The sequence below is a fragment of the Mesorhizobium sp. RCAM 05099 genome, from assembly GCF_059683685.1.
Window position 1 is genome coordinate 5,588,206 of the sequence record NZ_CM185035.1, and the last position, 21,135, is coordinate 5,609,340.

22 protein-coding genes and 2 pseudogenes are annotated in these 21,135 nt (G+C 62.4%); 5 read left to right on the plus strand and 19 right to left on the minus strand.

The window, feature by feature from the left end:
* Positions 1-67: 67 nt before the first annotated feature.
* Both AC56QQ_RS27540 and AC56QQ_RS27545 read left to right on the plus strand, forming a co-directional pair.
* Positions 68-1,447 carry a hypothetical protein gene (locus tag AC56QQ_RS27540; protein WP_497124116.1) on the plus strand — a complete coding sequence of 460 codons (1,380 nt, stop codon included), beginning with the start codon at positions 68-70 and terminating at the stop codon, positions 1,445-1,447.
* A gap of 708 nt (positions 1,448-2,155) precedes the next feature.
* The gene (locus tag AC56QQ_RS27545; RefSeq protein WP_256752464.1) at positions 2,156-2,338 is read left to right on the plus strand and encodes a hypothetical protein; all 183 of its coding nucleotides are present in this window, start codon (positions 2,156-2,158) and stop codon (positions 2,336-2,338) included.
* Here AC56QQ_RS27545 and AC56QQ_RS27550 read toward each other — a convergent pair.
* Positions 2,335-2,493 carry a hypothetical protein gene (locus AC56QQ_RS27550; RefSeq protein ID WP_497124117.1) on the minus strand — a complete coding sequence of 53 codons (159 nt, stop codon included), beginning with the start codon at positions 2,491-2,493 and terminating at the stop codon, positions 2,335-2,337. The genes AC56QQ_RS27545 and AC56QQ_RS27550 overlap by 4 nt on opposite strands.
* A 437-nt stretch (positions 2,494-2,930) precedes the next feature.
* Positions 2,931-3,062 (minus strand): annotated as a pseudogene (locus AC56QQ_RS27555) (transposase); the annotation flags it as partial.
* Between the two features lie 35 nt (positions 3,063-3,097).
* Here AC56QQ_RS27555 and AC56QQ_RS27560 point away from each other — a divergent pair.
* Entirely contained in the window at positions 3,098-3,280 is a 183-nt protein-coding gene (locus tag AC56QQ_RS27560; protein WP_497129275.1) for a hypothetical protein, read from the plus strand.
* 382 nt (positions 3,281-3,662) lie between these two features.
* Here the strand turns inward: AC56QQ_RS27560 and kce are convergent, their stop codons facing one another.
* From kce to AC56QQ_RS27610, 10 genes are all read right to left on the minus strand, one after another.
* Complete coding sequence (gene kce / locus AC56QQ_RS27565; protein ID WP_497129151.1) at positions 3,663-4,535, minus strand: 3,5-dioxohexanoate:acetyl-CoA acetone transferase; 873 nt, start codon at positions 4,533-4,535, stop codon at positions 3,663-3,665.
* Between the two features lie 105 nt (positions 4,536-4,640).
* Positions 4,641-5,654 (minus strand): branched-chain amino acid ABC transporter permease, encoded by a 1,014-nt coding sequence (locus tag AC56QQ_RS27570; RefSeq protein WP_497124118.1) that lies wholly within the window; start codon positions 5,652-5,654, stop codon positions 4,641-4,643.
* Positions 5,654-6,517, minus strand: coding sequence for a branched-chain amino acid ABC transporter permease (locus AC56QQ_RS27575; RefSeq protein WP_497124119.1), 864 nt, complete (start codon positions 6,515-6,517; stop codon positions 5,654-5,656). Before AC56QQ_RS27575 ends, AC56QQ_RS27570 begins: the two co-directional genes overlap by 1 nt.
* Positions 6,517-7,227, minus strand: a complete 711-nt coding sequence (locus AC56QQ_RS27580; protein WP_497124120.1) for an ABC transporter ATP-binding protein — start codon at positions 7,225-7,227, stop codon at positions 6,517-6,519. The genes AC56QQ_RS27575 and AC56QQ_RS27580 overlap by 1 nt, the downstream gene beginning before the upstream one ends.
* The gene (locus AC56QQ_RS27585) at positions 7,220-7,954 is read right to left on the minus strand and encodes an ABC transporter ATP-binding protein (protein WP_497124121.1); all 735 of its coding nucleotides are present in this window, start codon (positions 7,952-7,954) and stop codon (positions 7,220-7,222) included. The genes AC56QQ_RS27580 and AC56QQ_RS27585 overlap by 8 nt, the downstream gene beginning before the upstream one ends.
* Positions 7,955-8,014: 60 nt before the next feature.
* On the minus strand, positions 8,015-9,313 hold the full coding sequence (locus tag AC56QQ_RS27590) for an ABC transporter substrate-binding protein (RefSeq protein ID WP_497124122.1): 1,299 nt from the start codon (positions 9,311-9,313) through the stop codon (positions 8,015-8,017).
* The gene (locus AC56QQ_RS27595; RefSeq protein WP_497124123.1) at positions 9,276-10,241 is read right to left on the minus strand and encodes a 3-hydroxyacyl-CoA dehydrogenase family protein; all 966 of its coding nucleotides are present in this window, start codon (positions 10,239-10,241) and stop codon (positions 9,276-9,278) included. Before AC56QQ_RS27595 ends, AC56QQ_RS27590 begins: the two co-directional genes overlap by 38 nt.
* Positions 10,242-10,244: 3 nt before the next feature.
* Positions 10,245-11,045 carry an SDR family NAD(P)-dependent oxidoreductase gene (locus AC56QQ_RS27600; protein ID WP_497124124.1) on the minus strand — a complete coding sequence of 267 codons (801 nt, stop codon included), beginning with the start codon at positions 11,043-11,045 and terminating at the stop codon, positions 10,245-10,247.
* Positions 11,046-11,073: 28 nt separating this feature from the next.
* Positions 11,074-11,424: a cupin domain-containing protein gene (locus AC56QQ_RS27605; RefSeq protein ID WP_497124125.1), complete on the minus strand. Its 351-nt coding sequence runs from the start codon at positions 11,422-11,424 to the stop codon at positions 11,074-11,076.
* On the minus strand, positions 11,424-12,263 hold the full coding sequence (locus AC56QQ_RS27610) for a cyclase family protein (protein WP_497124126.1): 840 nt from the start codon (positions 12,261-12,263) through the stop codon (positions 11,424-11,426). The genes AC56QQ_RS27605 and AC56QQ_RS27610 overlap by 1 nt, the downstream gene beginning before the upstream one ends.
* A 211-nt stretch (positions 12,264-12,474) precedes the next feature.
* On the opposite strand from AC56QQ_RS27610, the gene AC56QQ_RS27615 reads away from it, so the two are divergent.
* The gene (locus tag AC56QQ_RS27615) at positions 12,475-13,233 is read left to right on the plus strand and encodes an IclR family transcriptional regulator (RefSeq protein ID WP_497124127.1); all 759 of its coding nucleotides are present in this window, start codon (positions 12,475-12,477) and stop codon (positions 13,231-13,233) included.
* Positions 13,234-13,401: 168 nt separating this feature from the next.
* A pseudogene (locus AC56QQ_RS27620) lies at positions 13,402-13,663 on the plus strand (ATP-binding protein); the annotation flags it as partial.
* Positions 13,664-13,711: 48 nt separating this feature from the next.
* Here AC56QQ_RS27620 and AC56QQ_RS27625 read toward each other — a convergent pair.
* From AC56QQ_RS27625 to AC56QQ_RS27655, 7 genes are read right to left on the minus strand one after another with little or no spacing between them, the layout of a single operon-like run.
* Positions 13,712-14,638 carry a LysR family transcriptional regulator gene (locus tag AC56QQ_RS27625; protein ID WP_497124128.1) on the minus strand — a complete coding sequence of 309 codons (927 nt, stop codon included), beginning with the start codon at positions 14,636-14,638 and terminating at the stop codon, positions 13,712-13,714.
* A 52-nt stretch (positions 14,639-14,690) separates the two neighbouring features.
* Complete coding sequence (locus tag AC56QQ_RS27630; protein ID WP_497124129.1) at positions 14,691-15,605, minus strand: SMP-30/gluconolactonase/LRE family protein; 915 nt, start codon at positions 15,603-15,605, stop codon at positions 14,691-14,693.
* A 12-nt stretch (positions 15,606-15,617) separates the two neighbouring features.
* Complete coding sequence (locus tag AC56QQ_RS27635; RefSeq protein WP_497124130.1) at positions 15,618-17,120, minus strand: aldehyde dehydrogenase family protein; 1,503 nt, start codon at positions 17,118-17,120, stop codon at positions 15,618-15,620.
* 24 nt (positions 17,121-17,144) lie between these two features.
* On the minus strand, positions 17,145-18,644 hold the full coding sequence (locus AC56QQ_RS27640; RefSeq protein WP_497124131.1) for an aldehyde dehydrogenase: 1,500 nt from the start codon (positions 18,642-18,644) through the stop codon (positions 17,145-17,147).
* The gene (locus AC56QQ_RS27645) at positions 18,641-19,018 is read right to left on the minus strand and encodes a carboxymuconolactone decarboxylase family protein (RefSeq protein WP_497124132.1); all 378 of its coding nucleotides are present in this window, start codon (positions 19,016-19,018) and stop codon (positions 18,641-18,643) included. The genes AC56QQ_RS27640 and AC56QQ_RS27645 overlap by 4 nt, the downstream gene beginning before the upstream one ends.
* 29 nt (positions 19,019-19,047) lie before the next feature.
* Entirely contained in the window at positions 19,048-19,455 is a 408-nt protein-coding gene (locus AC56QQ_RS27650; protein WP_497124133.1) for a hypothetical protein, read from the minus strand.
* A 1-nt stretch (position 19,456) separates the two neighbouring features.
* Complete coding sequence (locus tag AC56QQ_RS27655; protein ID WP_497124134.1) at positions 19,457-21,130, minus strand: GMC family oxidoreductase; 1,674 nt, start codon at positions 21,128-21,130, stop codon at positions 19,457-19,459.
* Positions 21,131-21,135 lie beyond the last annotated feature (5 nt).

The following is a 21,135-nucleotide window of genomic DNA, read 5'->3' on the forward strand; positions in this document are numbered from 1 at the left end:
CGTCTCGGCCCGCCCTGACGCGACAGGCGCGTTACCCAATTCACCACTTTCCACTGGAGGGACCTCCATGACCCTTGCCGTCACCATCACAGATCCTCTCGCAGGCCGGCGCGACCATGAGCCGATCGTCTTTTCCGTCGCCGCGGACCTGCCGCATGCCCTCTGGTGGGCTCGCGACGACGCTGGCAACCGGGTGTTGTGCCAGCGCCTGACGCAGGACGCCAAGCCAGGCGAAACGCGTTTCACGGCGACCGTGAGCTTCAGCGGCCACCTACGGCTAATGCTGGACGAGCCCTGCGACGCAGTTTCGGTTGACGCCCCCGGCATCACTGTTCTCAAAGGCAGGGAAGCGGACTGCTTCGTACGCCTTGATACGGGTGTATTCGACCTCGAGCTCTGCTCAGGCACAGCGCAAGGCCTCGGTTCGTCCAAGTGGGGAATCCGCCACTTCCGGTCATTGGCCGACGATTTCGAACTGCTGCCCTCCGGCAACAATGCCATCGGCGGCTTTTACGGGCCTTTCTTCACCCCGGAGAACGGTCTCATCAATCCTCCCGAGCATACGACCGTCGAAATCGAGACGCTGGAGCGCGGTCCGGTTCTGCACCATTACCGGATGCACGGCACGATCCCGGACGGCCTGCTGGATGAACTCAAGGGCAAGCGCTTCTCGATCGACTGGATGTTCACCCACGGGACGCCCTTTTTCCAGCGCCGCTATTGCGTCGACCCTTTCCAGACCGTCATCAACGGCCGCTCCGTCACCAACAAGATTACTGTCGGCGACGAGTTCGAGGGCGGCAAGGGCAGGCTCGTGTTCGATCGCTTCGCCGCCTATGGCGGCACGCGCTACCGTGCAGGTGACCCTTACGCAGGCGAACTCGTCGCGATGGTGGCCGACACGGTGACCAACTCGGCCAACCAGAGCCGGAAGTTCGAGGAATTCCGTTCGCACCTCGGCGACATCGAATCCGCCCATTGGGACCTCTATTGGCGGCTGTTTTGCAAATGGGAAGGCGTGCTTGGGGACGATGAGCTACGCGAACGCCTCGCACGTGTGCGCGCAGCGGCGCATGTCAAGGCTGATCTTACGGACCGGCACTGGATCCTGACAGATCAACCGGTCGACGTGTCGGCCGTCGCGCACGAAACGATCTTCCCCGGTCCAGCCGACAAGACAGTGGAATTCGACGAGGCCACGGGCCGTGCCATGATCTGGTGGACATCGGAACCGTCGGGGGCTTTCCAGATCGTCCAGCGGCGCCAGTCCGGTTGGGTCAATTGGGGCAGCAATGGCGAGAATGAATGCCCGGAACTTCCTGTCGGTGTCCAGATCAAGACCGCATACGGCCATTTCGCCGATCGCTGGCAGACTGTTGCGGATCAACTGGAGACGCCGCCAACTGTGCGCGTCGAACGGAGCGCCCCCGTGAATTCAATGGCATGACGTTCGACTGGGGCTGGAGAACCTGATCCTCGCTGTACGCCAGGGATCGATCTCGCCGGCTTCCATGGCAGATGCGCGATTCCAACTATTTGATTGCTGATCCGTCATGGGCATCGAGGCGCGGGCGTCGGACGCAAGCAATCGCGCTTCTCGAAAGTGCGCTTAGTTGGTCTGGACGCTCTGTGAGCTTCTCGCTGCCCCCGCCTAACTGCAACGCCGACCCTCCCTTTGGCGAATTGTTATTAGCAACGACGCATAGAACGCTGACTGGTCATTTTCGTTCCAATCGCCCATCTTCGCAGATGATCGTCGACGACTTTGAAGTGGATCGCCAATCGCCTTCTCGCGGGAGCGGAAGGTCGCGCCACAGCCGCAAAACATCCGGGCCATCGATTGGCGTCTGTGTGACCTCCAAAAGGCTGTGCTCGACGAACGTCGACATCATTCCCCCGGCCTCATCATAGCGGCCGCGAAACTGACGGCCGGCTTCGCTGAACGCCGTCACGTATCGACCGTCAGCGCGGTAAGCCTTACTCACAGATCCGCTACAGTTGCTCAAGGGCCTAGGCCATTGCCGTCGGCACGGGCCCTACGGGCATGCGCGGTCGATTCAAAACATTGCGACACGGCTGTGTGTAATTGTTCGCATTCAAACGACTTTACGACGCTATTTTTGCGCCCTCTCACTTGGTGATGGTGGAGGAAATCATGGAATCGCCCGAGCAGCACGCCGTCGAAATCATTCGCGACAAGAAATGGACTGTCCGCGTTACCGCCTACGGCAACACGCTGACAGTCCCATTCGAGGCTGAAAGTCACGCACGCTCCTATGCCGATGGCCAGGCGTTCCGGCTTGGCGTCGAAGTGGCGGAACGCAAGAAGAGCGCCTAAAAAGTCCCAACGATCACTTGTCGGGCACTGGTGCCGGCGTCGTCGACGATCAGCCGCGAGCGATAGCCATCGAACTCTTCATGAATCCAGTCGTCGCCTTCGGGAGGCTGCTCTACGAGCATCGGTATCAATGGCGGGATGAACTTCAAACGCATGAACTGACTCGCAAAACCGCGATTCAATTAGCGTATGCTTAATTAGTTCCGAAGCTTTTTAACGAATCGTTGACCGCGCCGTCCTATTCTGGGACAGCGCGGTCGAATCCCAACCCTGACTGCGCAGGCGGCTCCGGCAACCCACCCCCGCCGCAGTGTCGGAGCCGCTACCACACCTCCCTAGAATACCAGCAATGGTTGAATCAACTGTTACCGCACGTGCTTTCCAATTTTCTATCGCCTGCACTACGGGCGCGCTTGAACACCTGCTCGTGGCCCCTGGAAGCAGCGGTGATATAGGGTAGGTTGAGTGCGTAAAGCGGACCCAGAAGATCCTGCAGTCGCGTTCCGATCAAGTCCTTTCCGGTCCAGCCGAACCGGTCCAGCCGAACCGGTCCAGACAAACCGCATTAGGACGCGGACTCATAAAGGCGCAGCTATAGCCTGATTGACGCGAGATGTACGAAGGCTAGGTAGTTGGCGGCCAGCCTGTCGTAGCGCGTCGCCACCCGGCGACAATGTTTGATCCGGTTGAAGAACCGCTCGACCTGGTTGCGAGCGCGGTAGAGATAGGGGCTGAAGCAGATCGGATCGCTACGGTTGTGTGGCGGTGAAGCGCCACGCACCTGCGCTTGGGCCGATCACCGCTGAGCGTATCGAGCGCGCGCTCGACCGCGTGGCGGAAATTATGGTGGAGGTAGCGATCAGGATCTTCCTCTTCGCGCCTTCGCCCTTCAGAGCAAGCCTGAAAGCCAGCAGCCGAACCTTTTTAAAGCAAAAACAGTAACTTAGGGGAGAAGTCGATGGTACCGTTGGCCCGGATCGATCCGCCTAAAAGCTATTGTTTTTGCTGAGTTTTTTCTGCTTCCAAGCTCGATTGGTATCACAATAGGTAGCACATTCATGGCGACTAGCTAGATGAGCCGCGAAGCGACCGCCATCAAGCAACGTCCTCACGCAACGTCGACTCGCCTTGATGTTCAGGATCGTTACCTCGGGCCAGGCTAAAGTCCTTTGTCCCGACAAGAATTGGCAGGCCCGGAGGATGTACGAAGCTGTTGATTATATTGCGTTTTTCGTGGGCTAAAATTAGAAAGTTTCCCGTATCGTTCCGCATGGTCCCACAGCTGGTCTTTGAGTTCGAAATCCCGGCCATCCACGGCGCTGTCTCAAAAGCCGACCAGATCGCCACCCTTCAACCCCAGCATCGCTCGAGCCTCGGCTGGCGTAGCGATCTCGTGGCCGAGTTCGGTCAGGATGGTCCGGATCTTACAAACCTGTTCGGCGTTCGAGCTCGCGAGCTTGCCACGGCCGATGTAGAGCGAATCCTCGAGCCCGACGCGGACCGAACCGCCGAGCATGGCGGCCTGGGTGGCGAATGGCATCTGGAAACGGCCGGCAGCCAGCACCGACCAGCGATAGTCGTTGCCGAACAGCTTTTCGGCCTTCTGTTTCATGAAGCCGAGGTTGTCCATGTCGGGGCCGATCCCGCCCAGAATGCCGAAGATCATCTGGACGAAGAAAGGCGGCTTTACCAGGCCGCGATCGACGAAATGCGCCAGGCTGTAGAGATGTCCGACATCGTAGCATTCGTGCTCGAACCTTGTGCCATGGCCTTCGCCGAGCAACTTCAGGATCCGCTCGATGTCGCGAAAGGTGTTGCGGAAGATGAAGTCGTCGGTGCCGCGCAGATAGGGCTCTTCCCACTCATACTTCCACGACGAATAGCGGTCGGCGAGCGGATAGATGCCGAAATTCATCGAGCCCATGTTGAGCGAACACATCTCGGGCTTGGCGATCAGCGGCGCCGCCAGCCGCTGCTCGACGCTCATGTTGAGGCCGCCGCCGGTGGTGATGTTGATGACCGCGTCTGTCGCCTGCTTGATGCGCGGCAGGAACTGCATGAACACAGCCGGGTCCGGCGTCGGACGGCCGTCCTTCGGATCGCGCGCGTGCAGATGCAGGATTGACGCACCCGCCTCGGCCGCCTCGATCGACTGACGGGTAATATCATCCGGCGTGAAAGGCAGTGCATCCGACATGGTCGGCGTGTGGATGCCGCCGGTGACGGCGCAGGTGATGATGACTTTCTTCGACAGGTCGGCCACGGGCTGGTTCCTTTCCTTGCCGCCTTAGCGGCGATTGTTCTACTGGTCCTGAAAGGTCACGCGCCGGCGTATCGGCACCAGCGACAAGCCGGTCTTCTCGGCGAGAATGCCCCACAGCCCTTTCGGCGCTTTCAGCATGACCAGGATGGCGACCGCGCCGAGGATCAACAGGTAGGCGGTTCCGAGATCGGACAATGCCTCGCGCAGCAGGAAGAACAGGATTGTGCCCACGATCGGGCCCTCGATGGTTCCGATGCCACCGATGACGGCGATGAAGATGACGTAGGCCGTCCAGTCGTTGACGCTGAAGGCGGCGTCCGGCGAGATGCGCAGCTTCTGCAGGAAGATGAAGGCGCCAGTCATCGAGGTCAGCCCGGCGACCGCGACATAGACGAAAAGCTTGCTGCGCCAAATGTCGATGCCGAGGCTTTCGGAGGCGATCTCGCTATCGCGCAGCGCCGTCAACGCCAACCCCATGCGCGAGCGCAGCAGCAGAATGACGAAGGCCAGCGCCGCCAGCGCCAGCACCAGCGCCGTCCAATAGACCAGCATTTCGCGCAGGTCGCGGCTTGTCGCGATGCCGGTGACGACGCTTGCCGTCAGGCTGCTTCCGGAGCCGCCGCCGAGCGCTGAGACCTGCGCGAAGCCGAGGCGGAACACTTCGGCCAGGACCCAGGTGCCGATGGCGAAATAGGCGCCCTGCAGCCTAAACAGCAGCGGCGCGATCGGGATGGCGATCAGTGCGCCGAACACGCCAGCGAGAAGGATCGCCAGCAGCGGATGGACGCCGAGAAACATGGCAAGCGCGAACAACGCGTAGCCGCCGAAACCGACATAGGCCTGCTGGCCGACTGAGACGAGGCCGGTATAGCCGGCAAGCAGGTTCCACAGGCTGGCCAGCGCGATGAAGGAATAGATCTCGCCAAGCAGCCGGACATTGGCGCGGCCGGCCCACCAGGGCGCCGCCGCCAGGCAGACGAGCACGACAAGCGCTGCGGCTGCGGTGATACGGCTGGTCGCGGTGGAGCGCTCGATGGAGAAACTGGCGCTCATCAATCCATCCTCGGGAACAGGCCTTTCGGCCGCAGCGCCAACACCATGAAGAAGACGAGATGGCCGGCGAGGATCTGCCAGCCCGGCGAGACCTGCGCGCCGATCGCCTGCGCCACGCCGAGCACGATGCCTCCAGCCAACGTGCCCCACAGATTGCCGAGCCCACCGATGATGACAGCCTCGAAGCCGAACAGCAGGCGCGCCGGGCCGGATGAAGGGTCGAAATTGGTGCGGATGGCGAGGAAGATGCCGGCGATGGCGACGACCGCCGCAGACAGCGCCATCGCCATGCCGAAGACATGCCGGCGGTCGAGCATCATCAGTTGCGCGATCTCGGCATCATCCGAGGTCGCGCGGAAAGCGCGGCCGAGACTGGTTCGGTAGAAAATCCATTCGAGCCCGAAGATAAGCAGAACCGACACCGCGAACATGATCAGCGGCAGGATGCCGAGGCTGAGACCCGGCAGGATCTCGATGCCCGCCGTTTCGATCGGACCGGCGGCGAGCCGTCGGCTGTCGGCCGTGAATGTCGCCAGCAGGCCGTTCTGCAGGATCACCGAAATGCCGAAAGTGACGAGCAGCGGCGACAAGAGATCCTTGCCGATGGTCGGATTGAGCAGCAAGCGTTGCATTCCGTAGCCGATCGCGGCCATCAGCGGCACGACGATGACGGCTGAGGCCAGCGGATGCAGGCCGGTCGCCTGCACCACCACCAGTGCGATGTAGGCGGCGAGCACGATCAGATCGCCATGGGCGATGTTGACCAGGCGCATGACGCCGAAGATCAGCGACAGGCCGGCAGCAAACAGCGCATAGAGCCCGCCGAGCAGCACGCCCTGGACGATGGCGTTGACCCAGTCCATCAGCGATGCATCCCGAAATAGGCGGCGGTAATCGCCGCGCGGTCATGCTCGGCGGGACGGCCCGCGAGCGATACCTTGCCTTCCTGCAGGCAGACGAAGCTCCTGGCCACGCCAAGCGCCCGCGACACGTCCTGCTCGACGAGGATAATCGAGACGCCGGTGGCGGCGATCGCCGGCAAGGCGGCGTAAATGTCCTTGATGACGACCGGCGCCAGGCCGAGCGATATCTCGTCGAACAGGATGATGTCGGGATTGGCCATCAGCGCGCGGCCTATTGCCACCATCTGCTGCTGGCCGCCCGACAGCGCTGTGCCCAGGCTTTTGCGCCGCTCGCCAAGGATCGGAAACAGCCGGTAGACCGTTTCCTGTGTCCAGCGGCCGGGTTTCGCGCGCTCGCCCCCGATGACGAGATTTTCCTCGACGCTGAGCGAGCGGAACAGGCGGCGTCCCTCCGGCACCAAAGCGATGCCGCGCCTTGCGATGCGGTCTGGCCGCTCGCCGCCGATCGGCTCGCCGCGTAGCGACACCATCTCGCGGCTGCAGGGCACCAGACCGACGATCGCTTTCAGCAGTGTCGATTTCCCCGCCCCATTGGCGCCGATCAGCGCCAGCACCTCACCTGCCTGGAGGTCGACGTCGATGCCGAACAAGGCCTGGAAGTCGCCATAGCCGGCTTTCAGGCCGCGAATGGAAAGCAGCGGCTCAGCCATGCGCGGCCCCGGCGTCCAGGCCCATGTAGATTTCGGCGACCTTCGGGCTTGCCATGACGGTGCGCGGGTCACCGTCGGCGATCTTCCTGCCGAAGTCGATCACCGCGATGCGGTCGACCACGGCAAGCAGGGCGTTGACGACATGCTCGATCCAGATGATCGAGACGCCGGCCGCGCGCACATGGCTGATCGCTTCGACGAGTTCGATGCATTCCGGCTCTGTCAGCCCGCCTGCGATCTCGTCGAGCAACAGCAGTTTCGGATCACTGGCCAGGGCGCGGGCCATTTCGAGCCGCTTGCGCTCAAGAAGGGTCAGTTGGCCGGCAAGCACATTTGCCTTGCGCCTGAGGCCGGTCAACTCGAGCACCTCGACTGCCCTCGCCTCGCTGTCGCGTTCCGATGCGTTGCGGCCGAAGGCGGCACCGACCAGGATGTTCTCGTAGGTCGTCATGCCGGCAAACGGGTGCGGTATCTGGAAGGAACGGCCGATGCCGCGATGACAGCGCTGGCGTGCCGGCATGCGGGTGACGTCGGAGCCGTTGAAGTCGATCGTACCGGCGTCGGGCAGCACGGTTCCGGCGATCAGGTTGAACAGCGTCGTCTTGCCCGCGCCATTGGGGCCGATAATGCCCAGCGCCTCGCCCTCGGCGACCGACAGCGTCACATCGTCCGTGACCTGCAGGGCTCCGTAGCGCTTGCTAACGCCGTTGACAGCGAGAATGGGCACAAGACGTTCCTTGAAATGTATCGGCAGCGACCAGGCCGAGCCCAGCCGCTGCCCGGAAGCCTACAGAAGGACGAGTTCGCCGCCGACAGGAATTTCCGGCGCCTGTTTGTTGCTGGTGATCACCAATTCGAACTTGCCATCCTTCTTCTGCCACTGGCCGGCGACGAGCGGTGTCTTGGAGACGTTCTTCACCGGCCCCTTCGACCAGTCGACGCTGCCGACGATGGTCTTGAGATTGGTCGCCTTGATGGCTTCGATGATGGCTGCATGGTCCTCGAGATCGGCCGCTCGCTTGACGATGTCGGCGACCACTTCGAACAGTGCATGCTTGAAGCCGATCGGCTGCGTCCAGGGACGAGCCGTCGCCGAGACATAGCCATCGGCCAGTGCCTTCGCCGTCTCGCCGGTCAGGCTCGACGCAAAGGGATGGTTCGGCGTCCACCAGATTTCGGAGCTGAGCCCATTGCCCCGCTCGCCGAGCGATTCGATCACTGATGGGAACAGCAGCGCCTTGCCAATGGTCACGATCTTGGGCTTGAATCCCTGCTGGCCCGCCTGGCTCCAGAAGGTGGCGAAGTCGGGCGGGATCATGTTGCCGGTGACGATCTCGGCGCCCGCGCCCTTGAAAGCGGAAATCTGTGCCGAGAAGTCGTCGCTGAGCGGCTGGTAGCGGCCAGGATCGGTGAGCGCATAGCCCGCCGCCGCAAGCGGCTTCGGGAAGCCCCGCTCGGCGTCACCCCAGGCATTGCCGTCGGCATCGTTCGGGAACAGCCCACCGATCTTCTTGCCAACGCCCGGGTGATCCCACAACGCCATGAAATTGGCGATGACGTCTTCAAGGCCCCAGAAGAAATGATAGGTCGATTCGAAACCGGTATCGGGTTTGCCGTTGCGACCAAAGAAATAGGGCTGCCACGGGCAGTCCGTCGTCACGCAGGGCGTGCCGTTGAGCTCCGCCTGGTCCGAGACCGGATTGACCGTGTCGGGCGTCGAGGCGGCGACGATGATGTCGACCTCCTCCTTCAGAATCAGCTCCGATGCGACTTCAGCGGCGCGATTTGGATTGGATTGGCTATCCTTGGAGATGATCTCGATCGCCCAGGACTTGCCGTTGTTCTCAATGCCGCCGGAAAAAGCCTTGGCGATGCCGGCAAGAATATGCTCGTCGGCCTCGGCGAAACCGGCGAGCGGCCCGGTGCGCGGGCTGACATGCCCGACCTTGAGCTTCGGCGTGTCGGCATAGGCACGCGTCATCTTGAGGATCGCCGGCGCAGCAAGAGCGGCGCTGGCCGCTGTCTTCAGGAAATCGCGGCGCGTCACTCTATGTCTTGCGCCGGCTGCCTTCATCGTCTTCGCCATGTTCTCCTCCCGAGCCAGTTGGCGTTGATACGAAATTCTTCAGATACGAAAAAACCGAAGCGCGCAGCGCCTGCGCCTGGCTATCGGTCCAATGGCGAAACCCTGCGCCCGCCTTCATGCCGAGCCTGCCCGAAGCGACGAGTTCGCTCAGGTAAGGCGACGGGTCGGGCGACCGGTTCAAATGCCGCAGAACCACATTGTGGATGTCGAGCGTCAGATCGGTGCCGACGAGGTCAGCATTCTCGAGCGGACCGAGCACTGCGAGCCGGCGGCCGAAACTTGCCTTGACGACCGTGTCGACGGTCTCGGCGTCGGCGATGCCCTCCGCGACGAGGGCGATGGCCTCGCGCCACAGTGCATGCTGAAGCCTGTTGCCGACTAAGCCCGCAACGTCCTTCTTCACATGAACCGGTGTTTTGCCGACGGAAGACAACAGCTCGATCATCGCCGCGATCGCTTCGGACGACGTATCGGGCGTTCCCACCACCTCCACCAGCGGCACCAGGAAGGGCGGATTCCACCAATGCGTGCCGAGGATACGCGCGCGTGTTTCCAGGCCTTCGGCGATCTGGCCGATCGGGATGACCGATGTGTTGGAAGCAAGCAGTGCCGACTTCGGCGCCAGCCGCACCAGATCCGCGAAGACCGCGCGTTTCAGGTCAAGCTTTTCGGGTGCCGCCTCGATGACGACATCCGCGTCGGTGACCGCCTCGCCGAGGTCGGCGTGGCCGGACACATGGCGTTCCGCGCCGGTCTTGAGACCCAGGTCAGCAAGGTTTTTCGCGATGCGCGACCGCAGCGTGTCCAAAGCCGCCGGTTGCGCGTCGAAGACGCGGACACGATGCCCGGCCCGGGCAAAGACCTGCGCGATGCCATGGCCCATGAGGCCGGCGCCGACGATCGCGATGTTTTTCTTCGCCCGCGTCATGCCTCAGCCCGCCGTATAGCCGCCATCGGCATAGAGCGTGTGCCCGGTGTAGAAATCCGAAGCCTTCGAAGCCAGGAACAGCAGCGGCCCGGCCAGATCCTGCGGCTCGCCGAGACGACCCTTGGGCACGCGCGCCAGAAAGCCCTTGCGAACATTCTGCGCGTTCTCCGTGTCCTCGAACATCCAGGCTGTCAGCGGCGAGCGGAAGACGGTTGGCGCAATCGCATTGACTGTGATGCCCGTCGGTCCCCATTCGCAGCCGAGCGCCCTGGTGATGCCGTCGACGGCGGCCTTCGATGCACAATAGGCGGTGTAGCCGGCAGGATGGCCGAGCAGGCCGCGCGCCGAAGACATCAGCACCATCTTGCCTCCCTGCCCTTGTGCCAGCATCTGCTTGCCGGCGGCGCGCGCCATGAGCCATGATTGCGTGACATTGGCGTCCATCACGTCGAGGAAACGCGCCGGCGCCATCTCGGTGATTTTCGCCACGTCGTTCTTGCCCGATGCGACGACGAGAATGTCGACGCGGCCGAAGCGCTTCACCGCCCTGGCGACGATCGCCTCACAGGCAGCCTCATCGGACGGCCGGGCATTGATTGCTTCGACCTCGGCACCGAGTTCAAGACACGCTGCCGCGGTGTCTTGCAGGGCTTTTGCGTTGCCAGCAACAATGGCGAGTTTTGCGCCCGCTCCGGCAAGGACCTGCGAAGCCAGTGCGCCAAAGGCGCCGGATGCGCCCGTGATGATTGCAACCTTGCCGGCAATGTCGAACAACGACAGCGGGTTCTCCAGGAAGTCGCTCATGGCTTCGCACCTTGGGGCTTTGGGTCGCTCATGGCTTCGCTCCGGGCGGATAGGGAATGACGACCAGTATGGTGCAGACATGGTTCGTGCGATTGACGATCTCGCGCACTTCGCCGGGCGCGATGGTGCAGGAATCGTATTTTTGCAGGACCGTCTCGGCACCGCTCGCGATCACCGTCATTTGCCCCTCGAGGACGACGTAGACTTTTTCGAATGGCGTCGAGTCCGGTCCTGCTCCACCCCACGGAAGGAATTGCGACAGGCCGACCCACTGGTTTTCCGGGCCGCCGGCCTCGAAGCCCTGGAGACGAAGCCCAACAACGCCGCGATGGTTGGGCGCCTCGTAGGGCTTCGCGTCGGCAAAGCGCTTGGCAAGCATCAGAACGCCTCGCCGGGCTCGATGCGGTATTTCTGGCCCTTGTCGATCATCGCCACCAGGCGGATGATGCAGCCGTCGCCGCGGTCCCAGTTGATCGGGAAGAAGGCGAAGGTGCAGCGCTTGCCGGTAACGGCATCGAGATCACCGCCGACATTCTCAATGCCGAGGATGCCTGCCTTGAAGATCTTCTGGTGCACCGGCTCCCATTCCGGGAAAGCATCTTTCCAGTCGATGCCGCCCGACCACTGCTTGTACTCCTGCGCCAAATGCGGCAGCAGCGGACCGTTGCGCTGCGGGCCGATGGCGGTGGCCAGCGGATGGTCATTGGCCTGGGTGTCGTGCCCCACCACCTTGACGCCCTTCTCGATCATCCAGTCGGCGGCCGATGGCACGAAGCCCGGGCAGTATGGGAAATAATCGCCGTCTTCGTAGACCTTATGCCAGCCGGTGTTGATGATCAGCACGTCGCCCTTGCGGATTGCCTTGCCGCAGGCTTTCTCGAGATCGTCGCCGGTGATCTGCTCCCACTTCTTCTTCGGCAGCGACACGACGATGCCGGAGCCGAAGAAATGCGGCAGCGGTACCTCGTCGATGAAGGGGGTGCCCTGCACGACATGCGCCGGCGCATCGATATGGGTCGTCACATGCATGGTCGTGGTGATGGTCTGCGACAGCACGCCGGACTTGGCCATGTAGTGCATGCGCTCGATGCGGACGTCGCGGAAATAGGGCCAATTGGGGCACTGGTAGCCGAAACGATGGGACAGGTTGTAGAATTCGATGCCCATCGGATTATCCAGATTACTCTGGAATTCGATGCCGCGAACCATGATCGTCATGACAAAATCCTCCATCCCCCACCGAGGCAGGGCCAGATCTGCGATTGAAATGTGGGACAACTCCTCCCGAGTCTCCTGTACTGCAATTTGATACATATGTACCATATTGCAGTCAAGCTGTATCGTGATACGGTTCATCAAGCCCGCAATGAGGCTGGCGTGCTCAGGATTTCCATGGCAAACGCCAGAGCGCAGAGTTTGGAGCAGGACGATGTCGGAAGCCGACGCAGCCGAGGCGAGGAACGGCATTCAAGTCATCGCGCGCGCGGCGTCGGTGCTGCGGGCGCTGAAGGGTTCGCAGACCGGGATGAGCCTCGGCCAGATCGCCGAACGGGTCGACCTGCCAAGATCGACCGTGCAGCGCATAGTCGGCGCGCTCCAGGCCGAGCGGTTGGTGATCGTTTCCGGCGCCGGCTCAGGCATAAGGCTCGGGCCCGAGTTGCATTCGCTCGCGGAATCCGCCCATTACAACATCGCGGAGACCATCCGGCCGCTGCTTCAGAATCTGTCGCGCGATACCGAGGAGACGGTCGACCTGTCGATCCTGCGTGGCAACATCCTGATCTTCATCGACCAGATTGCCGGCACGCAAAGGTTGCGCGCGGTTTCTTCAGTCGGGGAAACGTTCCCACTGACGACAACCGCCAACGGCAAGGCCTGCCTGGCGCTCATGGAGGATGATGCAGTGGAGCACTTCACGCGCGGCGAATGGACCCGCGCGGGCATCAAACGCGAGATGCGCGACTTCATCGAAGAGATTGCGCGAGTCCGCCAGCAAGGTGTCGCCTTCGACCGCGATGAACATACATCAGGCATTTCGGCGGTCGGCATCGCCTTCAAGGACTGGAAGGGTGATTTCTACGGCGTGTCGATCCCGACGCCGTCGACGCGCTTCAAGCAAGGCGAGGCCGGCTTCACGGCGGCTATCCTGAAACTGCGCCACGACATAGAAGCGCTGACCGGTGGATGATTTTGTGCGCTGGGGGGCTGCTCGGAGCCGGCGTGACGGCATCCGACAATACCGTCACGCCCTTGTTAGAGAAGCGATTGTCGCCTCAAGCGATACGCTCAAGGCATTGGAAAGGCCTGCCCTTCTGCCAAATCGCGACGCAGGCAGAGCGCGGATGCCACCGGCTTGCTTCTCGGCGATCTGTTGCAGGCCGAGATACGGGAGAAGCAGGCCCCGCTCCATCAAATACCAGCTCGCCGTCGCCAAGCTGCCCTTAGCCAAGGACATCGAGGACTTCGACTTCACCGGCACGCCCGTCAACGAACCTCTGATCCGCGATCTCGCCGCCGGCACGTTCGTCGCCGATCAGCGCAACGTCGTCCTGGTCGGCGGAACAGGCACGGGAAAGTCGCATCTGGCGATCGCCATTGCCCGCTCACTCATCCGCAACAGCGACGCTTCTATCTGCACCATGACGCAAGTCCGAGCCCATTGGTTTTCAAGATGGCGTCAATGGTTTCCAGATGTGGGTGGAAATGATGTCTCGCAGTTCCGTGCGCACCGCGCGGAAGAGTGGGCGAAAGTTCGAGGACATCGGTCGCTGCGAGGAGGTCGCGAGGATCAGCTGTCGGGTAATCGGCGGGTCGAATGGCCAGACCTCGATGCGGCCAGCCTCGACAAGGAGATGCACGGAAGCATAGGGCAGAACCGTATAGCCAGTTCCCTCCTCCACCAGCAGCAAGGTTGAAGGCATCGCCTCCAGTTCCATCTCGACACGCGGATAGATGCCATGCTCCGCCAGGGTATTATCGATGAGCCGCCGCAGCCCGTGCGGGCGGCTGGGCAGTATCATCGGCAGCTCAGCGAAGATGTTGAGGCCGACCGGCCCGCGCGGCAGCACGCGCTCGGACAAGACCGGTCCGATCAGAAAAAGTTCGTCATCGGCCAGCGGTTCGGTCAGAATGGAAGGATGGTTCGGCGAATTGTAAAGCACGGCGGCATCGATGCGGCCGGCGATCAGCCATTCCAGGATATGGCCGCTGAAACCTTCGATCACCTGTAGCGCGACATTGGGAAACTCGTTCTTGATCTTCTTGACCAGCGGCACCGTCAGCACGGTGCCGACCGAAGGCGGCACGGCTAGCACCAACCTTCCCTTCGGCGAGGATTTGAGATTCGAGACGGCATTCTGCGCCAGCCGCATGCGCTCGACGATCTCGTCGGCATGGGCCTTCAAGAGCACGCCCGCCTCGGTCAGCACGACACCGCGGCCGTTGCGATAGAACAGCTCGACGCCGAGTTCCTCCTCAAGCCCGCGAATATGGCGCGTGACCATCGGCTGGGTGACGTTGAGGTCGAGCGCGGCCTTCGAGAAGCTGCCAGCCGCACCGACGGCGATGAATACCTGTAGCTGCTTCGTGTCCAACTTTCACCCTAACCATCCGCTGCTGCGGCGCTTCCAGGCTCGCCCAGTGGTGTCACGTGCCGAACGGGTACTTCTGGCCTCGGACATTCAGGAACACGGCATAGACCGATGTTGTCGCCGTGATGAACAGCCTATTGTTGCGCGGCCCACCAAAGGCCAGGTTCGCAACCATCTCCGGCACCTGAATTTTCCCGATGAGTTCACCTTCGGGCGTATGGCATTGTACGCCATCCCATGCGCTGATCCAGAGATTGCCCGCGATATCAACGCGAAAGCCATCCGGAATGCCAGGCGATATGTCGGCGAAGACGCGGGAATTTACCAATCTGTCGCCGTCGACGTCAAACTGCCTGACGTGATGCGGAGCGCTGCGATCGGTGAGAAAGCCGGAGTCCGAAATATAAAGGCGCTTCTCGTCGGGCGAGAAGGCGAGCCCGTTCGGCATGGAGAAATCATCGGTAACGACAGTGATTGCTCCCGAGCCGGGATCGATCCGGTAGACGTGGCAGCCAGTCTGCTCCTGCAAGCCCTTGCGCCCGACATAGTCCGAAATGATCCCGTAGTTGGGATCGGTGAACCAGATGCTGCCGTCGGACTTCACGACCACATCGTTCGGGGAGTTCAACGGCTTGCCATCGAACGAATCGGCCAGCACGGTGATCGCACCGTCCCATTCCGTGCGCACGACGCGGCGCTCCCCCTGCATGCAGGTGACCAGCCTTCCGTTCCGGTCGCGTGTATTGCCGTTCGGGTTGGAAACATGGCTTCGGAACAGCGAAACCGCCCCCGTGTCCTCGTCCCAGCGCAGCATGCGGTCGTTGGGAATATCGCTCCAGAGCAGCGAGCGAAGGTCGGCGAAATAGACCGGTCCCTCCGCCCAGCGATTTCCCGTATGGATGGTTTCGAGGAATGCGACCGGATCGATCAGATCTCCGAACCGCGTGTCGATCGTCTCGTAGCAGGACATTGACCGCCTCGCCTATGGTAGCCGGATCGCGACGGTCTTGGTCTCTGTGTAGAGCTGGAGCGCCTGTTCGCCAAGTTCGCGCCCCCAGCCCGATTGCTTGAAACCGCCGAACGGCATGGTGACGTCGTTGAAATTGTGGCAATTCACCCAGACAGTGCCGGATTTGATCTTCGCGGCCAGCCGATGCGCGGCGCCCAGATTGTTGGTCCAGATTGATGCGGCAAGTCCATATTCCGTGTCGTTGGCGTCCTTGGCGAGGCTGTCCAGGTCCTCGTCGTCGAAGGGCATTACGCAGGCCACCGGCCCGAATATCTCTTCGCGGATCACCGACATGTCCGGCCGCGTCCGGGAAATGACCGTCGGCTTGACGAAATAGCCAACTTCGCCGGCGCGCGCGCCACCGGTGACGATTTCAGCACCGTCGCTCCTGCCTTGCGAAATCAGCCTGATGATGCGTTCCATCTGTTGCTGTGAGACGACGGGGCCGAGCTCGGTTGAGGGATCAAGCCCGGCGCCGAGCTTCAGCTTCTCGGCTCGCTCGGCAATGCCGGACATGACCTTGTCGTAGATCTTCTTGTGAACGAAGAACCGCGCTCCCGCGCCGCAGCTCTGCCCGGCGTTGAAGAATGCTGCGCTTGAGGCGCCCGCCACCGCCATGTCGATATCGGCGTCGCCGAGCACGATGGTCGGCGCCTTGCCGCCAAGTTCCAGGCTGACCTTCTTGAGATTGCCGGTCGCGGCTCGCGCGATCAACCGGCCGACTTCGGTCGAACCGGTGAAAGCCACCTTGTCGATATCTGGATGGGCCGCCATCGCCGCCCCAACCGTTTCGCCAAAGCCGGTCAGGATGTTGACCACGCCTTCCGGAAAGCCGGCGGCCTGGGTCAGCTTACCGAAGTAGAGCGCTCCGAGCGGCGTCTGCTCGGCCGGCTTGAGCACGATCGTGCAGCCGGCCGCCAGTGCCGGCGCCACCTTCCAGGCCAGCATGCTGAGCGGGAAATTCCACGGGATGATCTGGCCGACGACGCCGACCGGCTCGCGGCGGGTGTAGGCGTGCCAGTCACACGGCGCGTTGATGGTCATCGTCTCGCCATTGATCTTGGTGGCCCACCCCGCATAGTAGCGGAACGTCTCAGCCGTGAACGGCACCTCGCCATTGCGGGAATCGCCAATCGGCTTGCCGCTCTCATAGGAATTGAGCGTCGCCAGCATATCGACATTGGCATCAATCAGATCGGCGAGTTTCCAGATCAGCCTGGCGCGCTCGGCCGGCACCATTTTCGACCAGGGGCCGTCAATCGCCTTGCGCGCGACCTGGACCGCCAGATCGACATCGGCACCATCGCCGGCCGGCACATTCGCGATGACCCGGCCGTTCGAGGGGTCGATGACGTCGAGTGAATTTCCCGAAGCTGCCGGGAGCCATGCGCTGCCGATCAGCATCGCGTGCTTGCCGCCGACGAACGCCGCCACCTTGGGATCGAGTGGCGGCACGGCATCGAAACGTATGTTCATGATTCCTCCGAAGGGACTCTTCGATCAGCGCTGGACGAACGGCGCGGGAATGGAATTCCCGGCGTCGATCCAGATGCTTTTTTCCTGAAGATATTCGTAGATGGCGGTCTGACCGTTCTCGCGGCCGATGCCCGACTGCTTGTAGCCGCCGAAGGGCGAGAGATAGCTGGTGGCGCGATACATGTTGACCCACACGCTGCCGGCCTCGAGCCGCTCGGGCAGGCGGATAGCGCGGCCGAGGTCCTGCGTCCACATCCCGGCCGCGAGCCCGTAGATGGTATCGTTGGCGATGGCCACCGCCTCGTCCTCATCGTCGAAGGGAATGACCGACAGCACCGGTCCGAAGACCTCTTCCTGGGCGATGCGCATGGACTGCTTCACGTTGCCGAAGATCGTCGGCTCCACGAACCAGCCTTCGGCAATCGATTTGTCCTCGGGTATCTTGCCGCCGAGCAACTGCTCGGCTCCCTCACCGTTGGCGATGCCAATGTAGTCGAGCACTTTCGCGCGCTGCGGCAGGGTGGTGATCGGACCGACCTGGGTCTCGGGATCGAGCGGATCGCCAATCCTCGCGGTCTTTGCGAAGGCGACCAGCTTCTCCGTCACCTGGTCGTAGACAGCACGCTGCACAAGCGCGCGCGAGCCGGCGATGCAGGTCTGCCCCGTCGCGGCGAAGATCCCGGAAACGAGGCCCGGAATGGCGGCATCCATCTTGGCGTCGGCGAAAACGATGTTGGCGGATTTGCCGCCGAGTTCGAGCGTGACCTTCTTGAGCCCGCCGGCGGCCGCCTGATAGACGCGGCGGCCGGTTGCATCACCACCGGTGAAAGCCACTTTCGCGACATCGGGATGCGTGACGAGGCGGTCGCCTATTTCATGGCCGAACCCGGTCACGATGTTGACGACGCCGTTGGGAAAGCCCGCTTTCTCGAAAAGCCGGCCGAAGAACAATGCCGACACCGAGGAGAATTCCGACGGCTTCCAGACGATCGTGTTGCCGGCAGCGAGCGCTGGGGCAAGCTTCCACGTCGCCAGCATCAAGGGCGAGTTCCACGGCGTGATGGCGGCCACAACCCCGAGCGGCTCGCGGCGCGTGTAATTGAACACGCCCGGCTTGTCGATCGGGATGACACGCCCCTCGATCTTGTCGGCAAGGCCGCCAAAGAAGCGGAACCATTGCGGAATGTATTTGCACTGCATCCGCATTTCATTGATCAGCTTGCCGTTGTCGCGGGTTTCGAGAACGGCCAGGTTTTCGGCCTCCTCCGCCACGAGGTCGCCAAAGCGCGTCATGATCTGCCCACGCGTGCTTGGGGTCATCGTCCGCCATTCGCCGCGGAAGGCGGCCGCGGCTGCCTGAACGGCCGCATCCACATCGGCAACGCCGGCGCGCGGAACCAGCGCCCAGGCTTTGCCGGTGAAGGGATCGAAGGATTCGAAAAAATCCCCCGACTGCGCGGCGGCCGAACGGCCGCCGATCAGCATCGAAAGCTTTTCCGTGGCCAGCGGCGGACGGGTTGTCATGCTCCGACTTCCTGCATGGCCTCGCGCGCCACTCGGAAGGAATCGACGCCTGCAGGCACGCCGGCATAGATCACGACCTGTAGAAGGACTTCGCGGATTTCGTCTTTGGTCACACCGTTGGTCAGCGCACCCTTCACATGCATCTTCAGCTCGTGCGGACGATTGAGCGCGGCAAGCATGGCGAGGTTCAGCATGCTGCGGGTCTTCTTGTCGAGCGTGTCACGGCCCCAGACAGCGCCCCAGCAATATTCGGTCACGAGTTCCTGCAGCGGACCATTGAAATCGTCGGCGCTGGCGAAGGATTTCTCGACGAATTCGGCGCCCAGAACCGCTTTGCGGATTTCAAAACCCTTGTCGAATACGTCTTTGCCCATTGGATTGTCCTTTCCGGTTGATTGGGAGATCAAAGGCCGGGAGTCGGCCGATATTTGCGGCCGCGCGCGATGACGTGGCCGAGCGAGCCGTCGGTCAGGTAGATCTGCGTCGCCTTGGAATCGTAGGGCACGTTCTCCTGGCCGGGATAGCCGATCAGTTCGCGCACGCGCGGGCTCATATAGTAGGTGGCGATGGCAATCGTTGTGATCGCCGAGAAGGCTTCGCCATCCTCCTTGTTGAGGCTTTCCAGGCGAGCCTCGGCGCCGTTGGCCGGATCGACTGCGATGCCGCGCGCAAACCCCGGCTTCAGATCAATACGAAAATCCAACGACTTCTCGACATCGGCGTAACCGCAGACATCGCTGAACTTCGGCATCTTGCCATGGGCCGGGATGAGGAAATCGGCGAGCGCGAAGAAAGTGTTCTGGTTCGACATGTCAGGCCACCTTCTGGTTGCGGCGCTCGGCGATCATGCGGCGCGTATTGCGCAGCGCGACCGCCATGATGGTCGCCGTCGGGTTGGTGGCGCCCGAGGTCGGGAAGGTCGACGCATCCATGACGTAGAGGTTAGGCACATCGTGGCAGGCGCCCCATTGATCGACGACCGAGCGCTTCGGATCGTTGCCCATGACGGTGGTGCCGATGAGATGCCAGCCTGATTCACGCACCGGCGTCGAAACCAGCGTCTCGATGGCGCCGGCGGCGCGCACCGATTCCAGGCAGCGGTCGATGTTAAACTTCAGCAGCCGGTTGGAGTTTTCGTTGACCTTGTAGACGATTTGCGGCGCGGGCAGGCCATCGGAATCCACCAGATCCTTCGACAGGACCACCTGGTTGCTCTCCTCCGGAAGATCCTCACCGACAATGCCCCAGATCAGCGAGTGGCCGAAGCGGCGCGCTACATTTTCATGCAGGTTGGCGCCCCAGAAATCCTGGAACCGGCCGCTTTCGGCGACATAGACCTTGGACCCGGTCGCGCCGGATACGCCGACCGGGCCGCCAGACGGCATGCAGTTCCATTTCGAGCCGCGTACGAAGCCGCGGCTTTCGTCGGTCTCGTAGAATTCCAGCGAATAGACCTGCTGGCCGAAGGGACCGCGCCAGGAATCCAGCGGATCCTGGTAAGAGGCGAGTACGCTTGCAAAGGGATGCATCATCAGCCGCTTGCCGACCATGCCCGAGGAGTTGGCAAGGCCGTCCGGGTTCCCGGCTCCTCCCGACATCAGCAGCAGCCGGGGCGTGCCGACGCCGTTGGCGCACAGGATCACCACCTTGGCGCGCTGCCGCCGGTCGCGACCGTTTGCATCGACATAGACGACACCGGTCGCCAGTCCTTGGTCGTTGGTCTCGATCTCCTTGACACGGGCACGGGTGACGAGCCGCGCGCCGGCTTTCAGGGCCAGTGGCCAATGCGACCGGTCGGTCGTCGATTTCGCGCCCTCCGGACAGCCCGTCAGACAGGTTCCGCGGCGCACGCAGGGATTGAGTTCGCCGAACTTCTCCGACGGGATGGCGTTGCTGCCGGGCCACCAGTGCCAGCCCATCTTTTCCATACCCAGCGCACCGCGCTGGCCGACGGAGCCCATGGGGAGCGCCGGAAAGGGGTAGGCGCCGCGCGGCGGATAGGCCGGATCGCCGGCAAGGCCGGAAACGCCCACTTCGCGCTCGATCTCGAGCTGGTAGGGCAACAGGTCTTCATAGGTGAACGGCCAGTCCTCGGCCACGCCATCCATCGAGCGCACGCGGAAGTCGGACGGCAGGAAATGCATCCATTGCGCGCCGTAGAGCGTCGCGCTGCCACCGACGCCGGCAAACATCAGCGGGTTGATGTCCGTCGTCGAGGTGTCGACGGGATAGTCGTTCGGGTTGTCGCGGACGTTGGGATTGGGGTGCCAGAGCTTGGTGCTGACAAGCTCGTGCTCCGGACGGGCACCGGTATAGTCGGCGTAATCCGGCCATTCGCCCTGCTCGAGCACGACCACGGAAATGCCGGCGCGTGCCAGATGGAGGGCTGCGACCGAGCCGGATGGACCGGCGCCGACAATCACGACATCGACTTCCTCGTCGCGCCTTGCCCGTGCACTGCGATCCGCCAGAACTTCAACGGTCATTTTCT